The organism is Type-F symbiont of Plautia stali (assembly GCF_059731105.1).
Window position 1 is genome coordinate 77,740 of record NZ_AP035910.1, and the last position, 14,238, is coordinate 91,977.

Here is a 14,238-nt window from a genome sequence, read left to right on the forward strand (position 1 = left end):
ATCCTCTGTCGTTCCGCCGGACCCCATCCGCCACGGCCATTAAGCGGTCACATTCAGAACAGCGACACTTTTCACTCTGATCAGAGCGTGGCAGGATAAGCGCAAACTATCATGGAGTGAGCCTGATGTTACTGAAAGGTATGAACGATCCGCTGCTGAAAGCGTATCAGCATCCGAAGTCACGGATGATGATCAGCCGTTTCAGGGGACTGGCGGGCGATCGACGCATCAGTGACTGGCAGGCGTTCACTATTCTGGTGACAGGCTTTACCAACTACTGGTTTGTGCAGGCCGGTCACTACTCAATTAATGTCACCCTGACCAAAACCCGCCAGTTCGATTTTCTGCAGGACTTTCTGCATTTTACCGTGACGCTGGATGGCCTGATTGCAGATGAGCATTTTCGCAGCCCGGACTTTGTACTGCCCCATTACGACGTGCCCTACGAATTCTGCCGCTGGCGCAACAAACGCGGCTACGACGCCTTAACCACCTATGTCAGTAAACAGGGCGTGAAATCCCACAAGGGGATCTTTACCGTCTCGGAAGGCCTCTCCCCGGAGGAGCAGGTGATGAAATGGGAAGGGGTGGTAAACGTCTACGACAAAACCTTTTTCAGCGTGACGAACTTCAACACCACGCAGGAATTTCTGATCAAAGATATCAGCCGATCGATTCAGGAAGGTCTGCTGAAACACCTGAGTTTTTACCGCGACCTGTTTCACTACATCTTCCCCACACCCGCTGAGGCGCGATTACAGGCGCGGGATGACAGACGCTATCTGGCTAAAAAATAGCGCCCTGGTGCACCCCGCGTTGTGCCGCAAAGTCAGCCGTTTCTCTGCGGGTTTACCACTTCATCTCACCGGTGTTCACTTTCGCGCTGAGCTCCAGCGAACCCGGCTCGGCCAGTCCTGGCCAGGCGGCCGTCATGGCGCTAATCACCTCTGCTGAGGTTTTGTGCTGCGACAGCGCCTGCTCAAAGGACTTCAGGTAGTTGAGGGTAAAATCCACGGCCTGCGACCTGGCAGGGCGCGCACCCAGATAGTGACCCGGGATGACGTTCTGCGGATGCAGCGTCTGCATCTCTGTCAGGATATGACGCCACGCCGCACGGCTTTCAGGGGTCTGGGTGTCTGCTGTCCAGACATGAATGCCGGAAGAGAGGGCCGTCCCACCCAGAATGGTGCTGGCGGAGGGGATCCAGACGTAAGCGGCATACTGATCCGGATGACGCAGCTCCAGCACTTCACCGTCTACGCTAAACCTTGTCTCATGCGTCACCTCTGGCACGGTCAGCGCGTCAGGCGCGCCCTGTTTCATCTGCGGACCCCAGTACTTCAGCTTCGCCTCATGGGTCTCCTGAATATGTTTCACCACAGCGGGTGAGGCCACCACCTTCACATCCGGCCAGGCTTTAACAATCGGTTCCAGGCCAAAATAGAAGTCGGGATCGCCGGAGGTTATCACGATTTCTTTCAGTTTTTTGCCGCTCTGTTTAATCATCGCCACCAGCTTCTCACCATCCTGCGTGCTGAACTGCGCATCAAACAGAATGGCTTCGGTGGGGCCGGAGACCAGCGTAGATGAAACGGCAAACAGGCCCTTTTCCTGAGGATTATAAGTTTCAAGTTTCAGGGTCGTGGCGCTGGCAGAGGCCGAAGCCAGCATCATAATTAAAGCGTGAGCTGCAATTTTCATGTTTATCCTCAGAGGGTAATCGCCGCACAGGGCGGCGCAAATGATCATGTTTTGTGTCAGTGGCGCTATTTTACGCATTCTGACATCTGTTAGAATTCCCGAAATCAGAGATGCTGAGTTTCATAATCCGAACAGGTAAAACAGATGGACAGAGTGACTGCGGCGGCCGTTTTTAACCGGATCTGTGAGCTGGGAAGCCTGAGTGCGGCATCACGCGCACTGGGGATCTCCCGTCCCATGGTGAGCCGTTATCTGGAAGAGATGGAGAGCTGGGCCGGAACGCGTCTGCTGCATCGCTCGTCACGTCGTCTGACGATCACCCCCGCAGGCGAGGCGATTCTGGAAAAGACCCGCCAGCTGGCACGCCTTTCGGAGGAGATCCGTCAGGAGACCCCGCAGGGAATACCCGCCGGGACATTGCGCATCGCCTGTGCGCACTTCACGGCTGTCCACCTTGTTGGTCCGGTGATCCCCGCCTTTCTGGCGCGCTATCCGGCCCTGCGCATCGAGCTGGAGATCAATAATCAGCCTGTCAGCCTGATTGGTGAACGGATCGATCTCGCCATCCGCATTACTGATACGCCGGAGCCGGGCACTATCGCCCGCCGCCTGGGTGACTGCTGCTCTGTCCTCTGCGCCTCACCGGCCTATCTGCAGCAGCACGGGATGCCGCAAACGCCTGACGATCTGGCGCACCATAACTGCCTCTGTTACAGCCATTTCGCCGGACAGAGCTGGCACTTTACCTCCCCGCAGGGAGAGAAAATGGCGGTGGCGGTCAAAGGAAATTTCAGCGCCGGGATCTCCTCTCTGTTGTGTGATGCGGCCAGTGCAGACTGTGGGATTGCGATGGTGCCCGAGCAGGAGGCGCGTCACGCTCTGGAAAGCGGAAAACTGGTCACCTTACTGCCCGATTATGAGCCGGGACGCATTGGCATCTGGGGACTTTACCTGTCGCGGGAACATCAGCCTGCAGCACTGCGGCTGATACTCGATGAACTGCAGCGCAACCTTTTGAGTCATGCCTGAGCCAGCCTCACAACAGACAACAGGGAAGAAGAAATGAGTGACAATCAACCCCTTTACTGGAACCGTATGGTGCCAGAACTCACCGTAACCGATTTTGCCGCCTCACTGCATTTTTACACGACGGTACTGGAATTCAGCGTGAGAATACAGCGGCAGCAGCCAGACTTCGCCTACCTGTGCTATGGCGAGGCGCAACTGATGATTGAGCAGTTTCATCCTCAGGGCTGGAACACGGCAGAGCTTCACTGGCCGCTGGGACGGGGCATCAATTTTCAGATTGAAGTGGATGATATCCAGGTCGTGCTGACTCGGGTGCAAAAGCAGGGTATTCCGCTCTATCGCCCGCTGCGGGATACGGTGTATGACACCGGCGGGAAAACCGCCTGTCAGCGCGAGTTTCTTCTGCAGGATCCGGATGGTTATCTGCTGCGGTTCAGCCAGTATCTGGAATGAGCTGAAAACATTTTGGGTGAATTCTGCCGGGCAGCGCGGATATCTCTCACTCCGGAACGCCTGAGTGATATTTATTTTGAACAGGCAGTCAGAATAAAAATCAGCATGCCCATTTCTATCACTGCAGAAAGTGCCTCAGCTTATTTAACCTTTCCACTAATCCGTCTTTGCGTTTAACTCCTGTTCTTCTGTGTTGATGTTAATTATACCGTTAACGCAAAAAATTCTTTTTTTACTATCGATGTTAAAAAATCGAGGGCGATGAAAAATCCGGCTGGCGAAGATTTACATTTAATTCTCTTTTCAGTGCTTAATCTTTTGCGATCTGCGCCGATAACTCCTGACACACATTCAGGAGGATGCAGGATGAAATCATTTTTACTCGCTGGCTTTACCACGCTCTTAATGACAATCGCCGGGGCAGCAAGTGCTGGTTCGGATTCAGGCACGATTACCTTTCGCGGCATGGTGACGAATGATTCATGTGATATGAACACCGGAAAGAATCAGGTCGTGTTCAGTTGTTATGATTCTGGCAGGGGAAAGACTACGCTGACGACGGCTGATCTCAGAAATCTCCACGCCCTTGACAGGTTACCTGCAGAAGTGAAAATGCACTGGTTAAACGCCGAAAAAACCAGAGGGATTCTGTCCCTCACTTATCTTTAATTTTTTCTGCCATTCTGACGAAAATTGATTGCGCCCGGGGCGAAACAGGAATAAAAGTAACGTTACCAAACCCACAGCGAAAAAGTGGGTATCAGAGAAAACCTTATATCGCCAGACCCTTTTTGTCAGCACCAGGGAACCAGATGCAAAAAAAAGCCCACCTTATAAAAGGTGGGCTTTTTCACTGTTAATGCGCTTCAGTTAATTATGACGGGTCAGAGGAGCGCTGCACAAAATAGCGCGTGCTTTTCTGTTCTGCCTTTTTACGGCGCAGCAGCAGGCTGGTCGCAATAATAACCAGCGTTAAACCGCCCGTCGCCACTAATTCTGTCTGGTGTTTAGGATCAAACAGCATGATCACCAGCACCGTGACGATAAACAGAATCGTGACCCAGGTCAGACCGGGAAACAGCCACATGCGGTAAGTCAGGACTTCACCCGCCTGCTCGCGTTTTTTGCGCAGCACCAGATGGGATGCGGCAATCACCAGGTAGACCAGCAGCGCAATGGCACCCGAGGTGGCGAGTAGAAATTCGAAGACCGCGCTGGGCGCCAGGTAGTTAGCGATCACCGCCAGAAACGCCGCCGCAGTCGAGAGCAGCACCGCAACCCAGGGTGTGCCGCTGCGATTGGTGCGTGAGGCCGCCGCGGGCGCATCCTTGCGGCGTGACAGCGAGTAGAGCATGCGCGAGGAGGTGTAGAGCGCCGAATTCAGACAGCTGCACACCGCCATCAGCACCACCAGATCGACGATCAGCCGGGCATGAGGAATGCTCATCGCCTGCAGAGCGGTCTGCCAGGAACCCTGTTCAACCAGGCCTGGCGTATTCCACGGAACCAGCGCCACCACGAAGAAAATCGACAGCAGGTAGAACAGCGCGATACGCCAGATCACCGAGTTAGTCGCTTTCGTAATCTGCCGGCCGGGATTTTTCGACTCTGCGGCGGCGATAGTGACAATCTCGGTGCCCATAAAAGAGAACATCGTGGTCAGGATAGCCGCCACCACCGCGCCGAGGCCATTTGGCATGAAGCCGTTAGTGTCATAAAGATGCGACAGACCGCTGGTGTGACTGTCAGGCAGCAGGCCAAATACGGCGGCACCTGCGACGGCCAGGAACAGGATGATCGCCACGACCTTGATCAGGGCAAACCAGAATTCGAACTCACCGTAGTTTTTCACGCTCAGCAGGTTGGTAATGGTCAGTAAGAGTGTGATGGCGAAGGTGAACTGCCAGATGGCCACATCGGGGAACCAGGCGTGCAGGATCGTGCCTGCCGCATTGGCTTCCAGCGGGATCACCAGCACCCAAAACCACCAGTAGAGCCAGCCGATGGTAAACCCGGCCCAGCGTCCCAGCGCTTTCTCCGCATAAGTGGAGAACGATCCGGAATCGGGTGAGGCCACGGCCATCTCCGCCAGCATCCGCATGATCAGCACGACCAGCAACCCGGCGGCAGCATAGGAGATCAGCACGGCGGGGCCCGCTTCAGAAATAGCATGGCCGGAGCCAACAAACAGCCCGGCGCCAATTACGCCGGCAATCGAGAGCATGCGCACGTGGCGCGGTTTCAGGTTCTGAGCCAGCGAATCTTCATTCGCACTCTGAGTCATCGTCATGTCAACGTCTCCGGGGGACGCCCGGCCATGCTGGCCGGACGAACAGGAAAGGGGCTTGCGATTAACGAGCCAGTGAAATCATGCCGGGACGACAGGGTGTCCGGCAGGGGCAACACAGCGATCAATCACCGTGGAGAGAAGGGTCAGCGCCTGGCTGAACTGGGCATCCGGAATGGTAAGCGGGTAGAGGAAGCGGATAACGTTGCCTTTCGCGCCGCAGGTCAGCAGCAGCAGGCCCTGTTCCATCGCCATCTTCTGAACGGCCTGCGCGGTGCTGGCCTGATAGAACTCCATCGCCACCATCGAACCCAGCGCCCGCACTTCGGCGATATCAGGGTGTTTGCGCTGCTGCGCCTCCAGTTCAGCGACAAGCCGGCCACCGAGATCCACGGCGCGCTGACAGAGCTGCTCCTCCTCGATCACATCCAGTACCGCGTGAGCCGCCGCGATAGCCAACGGATTTCCGGCATAGGTACCGCCCAGGCCGCCAGGGGCAGGCGCGTCCATCACCTCAGCGCGACCGGCCACGGCGGAGAGGGGCATCCCGCCCGCCAGGCTTTTCGCCATGGTGATGATGTCGGCTTTCACCGGATAGTGTTCCATGGCAAACAGCCTGCCGGTGCGGGCAAATCCGCTCTGTACTTCATCCGCAATCAGCAGGATGCCGTGACGGTCAGCCAGTTCACGCAGCTGCACCATAAATTCTGCCGGTGCCGCATGGAATCCGCCTTCACCCTGCACCGGTTCCAGTACGATTGCCGCAACATCATGGGGCGCAATGTCCTGTGTGAAAATCTCATCCAGGCTGGTCAGTGCCGCCTCAACGCTGATCCCCTGCACCGCGCTGGGGTAGCGGGCGTGGAAAACGGAAGGGGGCATCGGGCCGAAATCGCGCTTGTAGGGGGCGACTTTGCCGGTCATGGCCATGGTCATAAAGGTGCGGCCATGAAACGCGTTGCCAAAGGTGATGATGCCGTGACGACGGGTATAGGCACGCGCCACTTTAACCGCGTTTTCTACCGCTTCGGCACCGGTGGTAAAGAAGGCGGTTTTCGCTGCACCGGCAACCGGCACCCGCTGATTGATGCGTTCAGCCAGTGCGATATAGCTTTCGTAAGGGGTGATCTGGAACGCCGTATGGGTAAACTTTGTTAACTGTTCAGCCACCGCCTGCTCGATGCGTGGATGGCGATGACCGGTGTTCAGCACGGCGATGCCGCCTGCGAAGTCGATCCAGCTGTTACCAGCCTGATCCCATAAGGTGGCGTTTTCTGCCCGGGCAACGTACCAGTCGCACAGCGTACCGATGCCCTTAGGCAGAGCCTGTGCTTTACGTTCCTGCATCAGGTTATTTTTTTCGCTCATTTGATCCACCTCATTGATATGCGTGTTTACAATTCCCGACAAACACGTTTATTTATGCCTGAGGCGTGGTGAGTTGCCAGAGCCAATTATCAGAGGAAGGATGGAGCCAATTGCGACTCTTGTACGCCGATCATCTATTAGCACGGTTACAGTTTATGAAAACCGGTTCCCTGCATCAGCGACTGCTCAACTGTATGCAGGCCGCGATCACGGAAGCGGTCTTTCCGCGCGGCAGTCGTTTGCCGCCCACCCGCGATCTGGCGCGTGAACTCGGCGTGTCGCGAAACACGGTCATGCATGTCTATGAAAGTCTGATGGCGCAGGGCTACGTGACCGCGCGCACCGGCAGCGGCACGTGGATTGCCGAGACGCTGCCGGAGAGTTCGCTGCAGAGTGATGCGATTGCCGACCTGGCCGCCGTGAAGGCGCAGCGACCGGCCACCCTGTCGAAGCGCGGTGCCACACTGCTGGGGCACGCCACCGCGTCCCCTTATCAGTGGGGAGCATTTGTGCCTGGCGCGCCCGACGTGACCGAATTTCCCCATAAGCTGTTCAGTCAGATTCAGGCGCGCCTGAACCGGGAGCCTGACGTCCATCGGCTGGTTTACAGCAGCGGCGGCGGCTGCCCCGATCTGCGTCATGCGCTGGTCGATTATCTGCGGGTGGCGCGTTCCGTGCAGGCCGATGCGGATCAGATTCTGATCACCGAGGGCGTTCATCAGGCGGTCGATCTGGTCACGCGGGTATTGTGCGACCCAGGCGATCGGGTCTGGATGGAAGAGCCGGGCTACTGGGGAACACGCAATCTGTTGCGGATGAATGGCCTGAAAATCCGGGCCATGCCGGTGGATGAGCAGGGCCTGGTGCCCGACAGCGGGCCGCCACCCAAAATGGTGTTTGTCACACCTTCCCATCAGTACCCGCTGGGGGTGCATCTGAGCCTGGCACGTCGTCAGGCGTTGCTCACACTGGCGCGCCGTCATCAGAGCTGGATTGTCGAAGATGACTACGACAGCGAATTTCGTTTCTCCGGACAGCCGCATCCCTCGCTGCAGGGGCTGGAAGCCGATGCGCCGGTGATTTACATGGGCACGTTCAGTAAAACGCTCTATCCCGCCCTGCGCATTGGCTATCTGGTGGTGCCAAAACCGCTGGCTCAGCCGATGCGCATCGCGGCAGCGGAACTCTATCGCGGCGGACATCTGCTGATTCAGCGGGCGCTGGCGGAGTTTATCCGGCTGGGTCATTACATGGAGCATATCCGGCGGATGCGGCTGCTTTATCGACAGCGGCGGCAGTTCCTCTGTCGGCTGATCGAGCGCTATCTGGGGCGTGCCTTCTTACCGGCTTTTAACCATGAAGCCGGTCTGCATCTGGTGATGCCGCTGCCGGCAGGCAGTGATGATGTCGCCATTGCCGCCGAGGCGCTGAAGCGCGGCGTCAAGGTGCGGCCACTATCGCAGTACTATATGCATCCTCAGGAGACGCGAGGTCTGCTGCTGGGGTATGCCTGCGTCAATGAACGGCAGTGTCAGGATGCTTTTGGCACCCTCAAAGCCTGTCTGGCGGCGGCCGGTATTGTGTTCAGTCCCCAGCGCTAACGCATTGACATTTAATCAGAGTCACCGAGAATACTCCTCTTTGCGTCCCGACCAGATAAAACTGGAGTTTATCATCGCACTGAATCTTATTCCTGCCGCAGCCAGCGTGGCGTTAAGGCGCGGGGCCGCACTGGCTGCGGCACTGTTGCTCGTCAGCTGCGCCTCTGAGCCGCCGCGGTCGCTGGTGACGCCTTTTCCACCGGTCACGAAACAGCCGTTACCGCCAGCCAGCCAGCCGGTGCAGCCTCAGGTCCGGCAACCGATGCGCGGCGTCTGGTTAGCTACCGTATCCCGTCTTGACTGGCCTCCCGTCGCATCGGTAAATGGTGCCAGCCCGGCAGAGCGCATCCGGATGCAGCAGCAGTCGCTTATCGACAAGCTGGATAAACTGAAAAGCCTGGGAATTAACACGGTTTTTTTCCAGGTGAAGCCCGATGCCACGGCGCTCTGGTCCTCTAAAATTCTGCCCTGGTCCGATATGCTGACCGGCAGAATCGGCGAAGATCCCGGTTACGATCCGCTGCAGTTTATGCTGGATGAGGCGCATAAACGCGGTATGAAAGTCCACGCGTGGTTCAACCCCTATCGGGTTTCGGTCAACATCAAACCCTCTACCGCCAGTGAGCTGAACCGCACGCTCTCTCTTCATCCGGCCAGCGTGTTTGTGCTGCACCGTGACTGGATTCGTACCGCGGGCGACCGCTACGTGCTCGATCCCGGCATCCCGGAAGCACGCGACTGGATCACCAGTATTGTGGCCGAGGTGGTGGCGCACTATCCGATCGACGGTGTGCAGTTCGATGACTATTTCTACGCGGAATCGGCAGGCTCCCTGCTCAACGACAGTCAGACCTTCAGCCGTTACGGGCAGGGCTTCGCCAGCAAAGCGGACTGGCGGCGTCACAATACGCAACAGCTTATTGAGCAGGTCTCCCGTACCATTAAACAGCTGAAGCCGGAGGTGGAATTTGGTGTCAGCCCGGCGGGTGTCTGGCGCAACCTGTCGCACGATCCGGCGGGTTCAGATACCCGAGGCGCAGCGGCCTACGATGAAGCCTATGCGGATACCCGTCGCTGGGTTCAGCAGGGTCTGCTGGATTATATCGCGCCACAACTCTACTGGCCGTTCTCCCGTCAGGCTGCCCGTTATGACGTACTGGCAAAGTGGTGGGCAGAGGTGGTGAAGCCGACCAGAACCCGGCTTTACATCGGTCTGGCGCTCTACAAGGTGGGCGAGCCTTCGCGGATTGAGCCTGACTGGACGCTGCAGGGCGGAGTGCCGGAACTGAGAAAGCAGCTCGACCTCAATGAGTCCTGGCCCCATATCGACGGCACCATTCTTTTCAGAGAGAACTATCTCAATCAGCCGCAGACTCAGCAGGCGGTGAGTTATCTGAAAAGTCGCTGGGGCGGCTGACATCGACACGGCAGCAAAGTTATGGCTTCTGCGCTCAACGCATACCCGACGAAACGAATGCCGGTGAAGCTGGCGTGAATCATGGCCGCGGTTGCTGCTTTCTCCCTGCGACAGGTGTAACGGTAACGGACTCTCCATTTCGTTACACCTGTTCCCAGGACGGCAGTAATGCAACAGCAGCAGATAACCGGATTGGAAATATTCCGAGGTGACAAAAATTCGCGGGGTGACTTAACTGTGTTATCTATAAATTTCAGAAGTTGATTGGAGAAATCATTCAGGAGCACTTATGATCTCGCGTAGTTATTCCACTCATCACGATATACGATATTGCCATCCGTATATTTCCATGTGATTGCCTCATAGCGTAATTCCAGCGTTTCGAGATGCGTACTGCTCACCCCGCCAGGGGCAAGGTAGGGTGCAACTGTCGTAAATTTGACATTTTCCAGAATGATATTGAAATATTCGGCTTCGACTCCGGATTCCAGAATGCGATACATTCGGATAGTGCCTTTCTTCATTGTCCGGCCTTCACAGACTGCTCTGTAGAGTAGCGGCGTTGTTTGATCAAACTCTTTGACTATCGTTACAGGGCTATGGACCCGCGTTCCCGTGAGCTTTCCCCAGCTGGGATCGACAGGTATGGTTACGCCGTGAGAGAACGATTTTAATTCGATGGAGCCCAACCGCAGTGGCATCTGACAGCTGCCTGTGACGGGAGAACCGTTTTCATCTTCAAGCCATAAATGGGCGGGTGTAGACATGTTATCTCCTTGTAAATAAAAGCATGCTAGTGCTTGTTTTTCATCTTCACAATTTCGTAAATCGATAAACCAACCATCACAGACACAAAGAATATAGGGATTAGCCAGATGGGACTATCCGGGAAAAATAAAGCCTGAACTAAGGCGAAAACGAGGGTTAATGCTGTCGGGCCATAATCCGAAAGTAATGATCTGAATATCCGTCTAAATAGTCGCTTAATAACATTTATCATTATTATCTGATCATCTTTGTGATAATTTCTGCAATTTTATTATCCGATGCCCACTGTACATTAAATGCTTCAGCCCGCTCGAATAATGGCTCTATCAAAAAATACATCATTTCAAGCTCTTGATTATATAATGCTGAATAGTAAACCGGATTAGAGATGTGAAGGCGATACGCACTTTCTGCTGCCTTTTGAACAAGGCCATATATGCCCATTGCCCCAACAACCTGCCGTGCTCTTTTTCCTGCAAGCAAACTCATTTCAAGGCTTAGATTCATACCTGTAGCAACAGATGATGCTGTTGCTAAAGCAAATCCAGCATTTGTCAGTGAGCTGGCGGCAATATGTATATTAACAGCCATTAACTTTTGTTTAATGTATTCAAGTTGCTCGGAGGTTCTATCCTTGAAAATCCCTTCAAAATATAACGTTAGCATTTGATGCGCAATATTCCTATGTTGCAATAGATAAATAACGGCATTTTTAAAGCGTACGTCTTCGGTCTTTTGCTGCTGGCAAACATCTTTATATTCATCGGTAAAGCAGGAGGTGTAATAGAGCAAGCGTCTGGCGCCAGCACCTGTCATCTCAATCTGATTTAATAATGCATCCTTAACGCCAGAGAGAGCGTGATCGAGTTGACTAGCTAAAATGTTATTTTGCTGTAAATATCTTATCACCTGATGGCTGTATGGCATTGCTCATTCCCTCGAACCATTCATCCCTGTTTTATGTCTCACATTATCTGGCCGTTCTTTTTATGTAAATATGGTTAACGCTTCAGTAATGCGCTTGATCAATATAACCTGAAAGATGTCCCGCAATTGTGTGATCGGTTTATTCACATAGCGCTTAAATGGGTTACCTTCGGTTCTTTTTGATGAATTGTCAGAATATGGAATGGGATTTCAGGAAAGAGTGGTTAACGCCGCAGGTATGATAAAGGCCTCTGCTACCTGTCTGCTTTTTAGCCGCGGTCAAACGGTGAAGCAGGAAAAAATTGCCTGAAGGGTAATGGCTCAATCCGGGCGGCGCGTTGCAGCAGATAGCATTGCATTGTCAGTTGCACACAGCGCTTAAAAGATGTCCGGTAACGGGACTGACTTTATAGCGCACCGGCGGTGAGTGATTAGGTGACTTTAACACCGGCGTTATAAACGTGTACACAGACGCAGACGTGTTTAAAAACGGTTACAAAAGGGTGCTCAAAAACCCTCGAATTACCAAGCGTGCGAATACGTTACTGTTATAGTTGCTTTTTAAATGGGAGGAACTATGAGCGATCTGATTGATATTTTCACAAGTCACAAAAGTGAACGCAGTTTCACTGAGCAACCCGTTGATGAGGCTGTACTGGATCGGATTATCAGTACCGCTTACCGTGCGCCAACATCGGTCAACTCGCAGCAGGTTTCTGTTGTCATCACGCGTGACGCAGGCCGTCGCGCGGAGATCGCCGCGATTGCGGGGGGTCAGCCGTGGATTGCTAAAGCACCGGTGTTCATCACCTTTGTACTTGATATGCATAAATCTGCCGTAGCGATGTCTGCGGTCGATCAGCAGCAAATCGCGCATCAGAGCATCGAAAGCATCGTCTCTGGCTCAACCGATATCGGGATTGCGCTGGGCTCTGTGATGGCTGCCGCGCGCGCAGAAGGATTAGGCATTGTGCCAATTGGCGGGATCCGTCGCGATCCACAGGCGATGATTTCATTGCTGGATCTGCCGCCGCTGACGTTCCCTGTGGCAGGTGTGGTCATTGGTCATGTTGATGAACCCGCTCATCAGAAACCCCGTCTGCCGCTGGCGACCTTCCGCCATGACGAGACCTATAAAACTCAGGGGCTGGAGCAGCAGATTGCCGCTTACAACGATGAGATGGTGCAGCACTGGAAAAACATCGGCCGCAACGATGGCGAAAGCTGGAGTGCAAGCGTCGGTGGTTATTACAAAAACATCTACTTCCCGGCTGTGCTGCCTGCACTGCTGAAGCAGGGTTTCGGCACCGATAATTAAGCCGCGCATTTAACGCGAAACACGTCAGGGCCACCCGTATCCAGATACGGGTGGCCTTTTTCATTTTGTTACTATAACGAAATGTGACTTTCCTCGTTGTAACACATAATTTCCTTTTTAACCGAAGCGCAATTGCCTTTAACACTTACCTTCCAGGGAAATAACATGTCACAGCGTTCTCTCTACGCGCTCTGTTTGATGAGCTTTTTTCTGGCCGATGTTCGCGATGGGCTGGGGCCATTTCTGGGCATCTTTCTGACGGAGCGACACTGGCGTCCCGACGAAATCGGTCTGGTCATGACCTGCGGCGGCATCGCCGGGTTACTGGCCACGCTGCCTGCCGGGATCGCGGCCGACGCCACCCGACACAAGAAAATGATTGTGCTGCTGGGTTGTCTGGTGATCACGGTCGCCACGCTGTTGCTCTGGTACAGCAATCAGACCTGGACCGCCATGGTCTCACAAATCGTGGCGGGAATAGCGGCGGCCTTTATCGGCCCGACCGTGGCGGGCATCACCCTGGGACTGACCGGCCAGCGCGGCTTTAACCATCAGATGGGTCGCAATGAGGCCTTTAACCACGGCGGGAATACCATCGCCGCACTGCTGGCGGGATTTTCAGCCTGGTACTGGGGAATGGGCGCGGTCTTTATTCTGATGACGGTGATGGCGCTCTTCGCTGCTGTTGCCACGATAGCGATTCGCGGCGATGAGATCGATAACGACGTTGCCCGCGGTTACGAACAGAATGAAGAGCGTGAACCCGCACCGCGCTTATCGATGTTGATACGCAAACCGGCCCTGCTGGTGGCCGGTGTGACGCTGCTGCTGTTTCATCTTGCCAATGCCGCGCTGCTGCCGATGCTGAGCATGCGCGTCGCCTCAGCAGGCGGGCAGGCGGCGGTCAGCCCTGGCCTCTTTGCTGCGGCAACGGTGGTGATCTCGCAGCTGGTGATGATTCCGGTGGCGCTATGGGTCTCAAAACGGGTCGAAACGCACGGCTACCGACTCTTTATTATGATCGCCCTGATGATCTTACCGCTGCGCGCGGTGATTGCGGCGGGCTTTGCCGCTCCCCTCTTTGTTATACCGGTTCAGGTACTGGATGGGGTGGCAGCCGGGATCCTGGGGGTGGCGGTGCCGGGTTATATTGTCTCTCTGCTGCGTGGCTCCGGCCATGTTAACGCCGGGCAAAGCGTGATTATGCTGATGCAGGGAGCGGGCGCTGCGTTGAGTCCGGCCATGACGGGCATGATCGCCGCGCGTTACTCCTACAGCACCGCTTTTGCTGTTCTGGGCGTGATCGCCCTGGCGGCGCTGATTTTATGGTGGCGCACCGGCAGCGCACCAGCCGCACGCCTCGCCTGAC

General features: G+C 55.1%; 13 protein-coding genes. 8 read left to right on the top strand and 5 right to left on the bottom strand.

What is annotated here, in order from left to right; all coding sequences use genetic code 11:
* The first annotated feature begins 125 nt into the window (after nt 1-125).
* Nucleotides 126-797 (top strand): hypothetical protein, encoded by a 672-nt coding sequence (locus AC6I7A_RS19825; protein ID WP_009092818.1) that lies wholly within the window; start codon nt 126-128, stop codon nt 795-797.
* Between the two features lie 52 nt (nt 798-849).
* On the opposite strand, the gene AC6I7A_RS19830 is transcribed toward AC6I7A_RS19825, so the two are convergent.
* The gene (locus AC6I7A_RS19830; RefSeq protein ID WP_058957073.1) at nt 850-1,701 is read right to left on the bottom strand and encodes a Vmh family MBL fold metallo-hydrolase; all 852 of its coding nucleotides are present in this window, start codon (nt 1,699-1,701) and stop codon (nt 850-852) included.
* Between the two features lie 144 nt (nt 1,702-1,845).
* Between AC6I7A_RS19830 and AC6I7A_RS19835 the strand changes: the two genes are divergently transcribed.
* The 3 genes from AC6I7A_RS19835 (at nt 1,846) to AC6I7A_RS19845 (ending at nt 3,852) form a co-directional block, all read left to right on the top strand.
* Nucleotides 1,846-2,730 carry a LysR family transcriptional regulator gene (locus AC6I7A_RS19835; protein ID WP_058957074.1) on the top strand — a complete coding sequence of 295 codons (885 nt, stop codon included), beginning with the start codon at nt 1,846-1,848 and terminating at the stop codon, nt 2,728-2,730.
* Nucleotides 2,731-2,763: 33 nt separating this feature from the next.
* Nucleotides 2,764-3,183 (top strand): bleomycin resistance protein, encoded by a 420-nt coding sequence (locus AC6I7A_RS19840; protein ID WP_058957075.1) that lies wholly within the window; start codon nt 2,764-2,766, stop codon nt 3,181-3,183.
* Between the two features lie 366 nt (nt 3,184-3,549).
* The gene (locus AC6I7A_RS19845) at nt 3,550-3,852 is read left to right on the top strand and encodes a YmdA family protein (protein WP_009092822.1); all 303 of its coding nucleotides are present in this window, start codon (nt 3,550-3,552) and stop codon (nt 3,850-3,852) included.
* 205 nt (nt 3,853-4,057) lie between these two features.
* Here AC6I7A_RS19845 and gabP read toward each other — a convergent pair whose 3' ends face one another.
* Both gabP and gabT read right to left on the bottom strand, forming a co-directional pair.
* A complete protein-coding gene (gabP, locus tag AC6I7A_RS19850) occupies nt 4,058-5,473 on the bottom strand; it encodes a GABA permease (RefSeq protein ID WP_009092823.1) in 1,416 nt (471 codons plus the stop codon).
* A gap of 78 nt (nt 5,474-5,551) precedes the next feature.
* Nucleotides 5,552-6,838, bottom strand: coding sequence for a 4-aminobutyrate--2-oxoglutarate transaminase (gene gabT / locus AC6I7A_RS19855; protein ID WP_046102773.1), 1,287 nt, complete (start codon nt 6,836-6,838; stop codon nt 5,552-5,554).
* A gap of 110 nt (nt 6,839-6,948) precedes the next feature.
* On the opposite strand from gabT, the gene pdxR reads away from it, so the two are divergent.
* Nucleotides 6,949-8,439: a MocR-like pyridoxine biosynthesis transcription factor PdxR gene (gene pdxR / locus AC6I7A_RS19860; RefSeq protein WP_195910799.1), complete on the top strand. Its 1,491-nt coding sequence runs from the start codon at nt 6,949-6,951 to the stop codon at nt 8,437-8,439.
* Between the two features lie 40 nt (nt 8,440-8,479).
* Nucleotides 8,480-9,856: a glycoside hydrolase family 10-like protein gene (locus AC6I7A_RS19865; RefSeq protein WP_009092826.1), complete on the top strand. Its 1,377-nt coding sequence runs from the start codon at nt 8,480-8,482 to the stop codon at nt 9,854-9,856.
* Between the two features lie 287 nt (nt 9,857-10,143).
* On the opposite strand, the gene AC6I7A_RS19870 is transcribed toward AC6I7A_RS19865, so the two are convergent.
* On the bottom strand, nt 10,144-10,623 hold the full coding sequence (locus AC6I7A_RS19870) for a type VI secretion system tube protein TssD (RefSeq protein ID WP_058957076.1): 480 nt from the start codon (nt 10,621-10,623) through the stop codon (nt 10,144-10,146).
* 235 nt (nt 10,624-10,858) lie between these two features.
* On the bottom strand, nt 10,859-11,551 hold the full coding sequence (locus AC6I7A_RS19875; RefSeq protein WP_058957078.1) for a hypothetical protein: 693 nt from the start codon (nt 11,549-11,551) through the stop codon (nt 10,859-10,861).
* A 577-nt stretch (nt 11,552-12,128) separates the two neighbouring features.
* Between AC6I7A_RS19875 and AC6I7A_RS19880 the strand changes: the two genes are divergently transcribed.
* Both AC6I7A_RS19880 and AC6I7A_RS19885 read left to right on the top strand, forming a co-directional pair.
* Entirely contained in the window at nt 12,129-12,869 is a 741-nt protein-coding gene (locus AC6I7A_RS19880) for a nitroreductase family protein (RefSeq protein WP_058957079.1), read from the top strand.
* 165 nt (nt 12,870-13,034) lie between these two features.
* The gene (locus tag AC6I7A_RS19885; protein ID WP_009092830.1) at nt 13,035-14,237 is read left to right on the top strand and encodes an MFS transporter; all 1,203 of its coding nucleotides are present in this window, start codon (nt 13,035-13,037) and stop codon (nt 14,235-14,237) included.
* The last annotated feature ends 1 nt before the right edge of the window (nt 14,238 follow it).

Coding starts and splice junctions, on each gene's coding strand:
- AC6I7A_RS19825 (WP_009092818.1), top strand. CDS start 126: ATGTTACTGAAAGGTATGAACGATCCGCTGCTGAAAGCGTATCAGCAT.
- AC6I7A_RS19830 (WP_058957073.1), bottom strand. CDS start 1,701: ATGAAAATTGCAGCTCACGCTTTAATTATGATGCTGGCTTCGGCCTCT.
- AC6I7A_RS19835 (WP_058957074.1), top strand. CDS start 1,846: ATGGACAGAGTGACTGCGGCGGCCGTTTTTAACCGGATCTGTGAGCTG.
- AC6I7A_RS19840 (WP_058957075.1), top strand. CDS start 2,764: ATGAGTGACAATCAACCCCTTTACTGGAACCGTATGGTGCCAGAACTC.
- AC6I7A_RS19845 (WP_009092822.1), top strand. CDS start 3,550: ATGAAATCATTTTTACTCGCTGGCTTTACCACGCTCTTAATGACAATC.
- gabP (WP_009092823.1), bottom strand. CDS start 5,473: ATGACGATGACTCAGAGTGCGAATGAAGATTCGCTGGCTCAGAACCTG.
- gabT (WP_046102773.1), bottom strand. CDS start 6,838: ATGAGCGAAAAAAATAACCTGATGCAGGAACGTAAAGCACAGGCTCTG.
- AC6I7A_RS19870 (WP_058957076.1), bottom strand. CDS start 10,623: ATGTCTACACCCGCCCATTTATGGCTTGAAGATGAAAACGGTTCTCCC.
- AC6I7A_RS19875 (WP_058957078.1), bottom strand. CDS start 11,551: ATGCCATACAGCCATCAGGTGATAAGATATTTACAGCAAAATAACATT.
- AC6I7A_RS19880 (WP_058957079.1), top strand. CDS start 12,129: ATGAGCGATCTGATTGATATTTTCACAAGTCACAAAAGTGAACGCAGT.
- AC6I7A_RS19885 (WP_009092830.1), top strand. CDS start 13,035: ATGTCACAGCGTTCTCTCTACGCGCTCTGTTTGATGAGCTTTTTTCTG.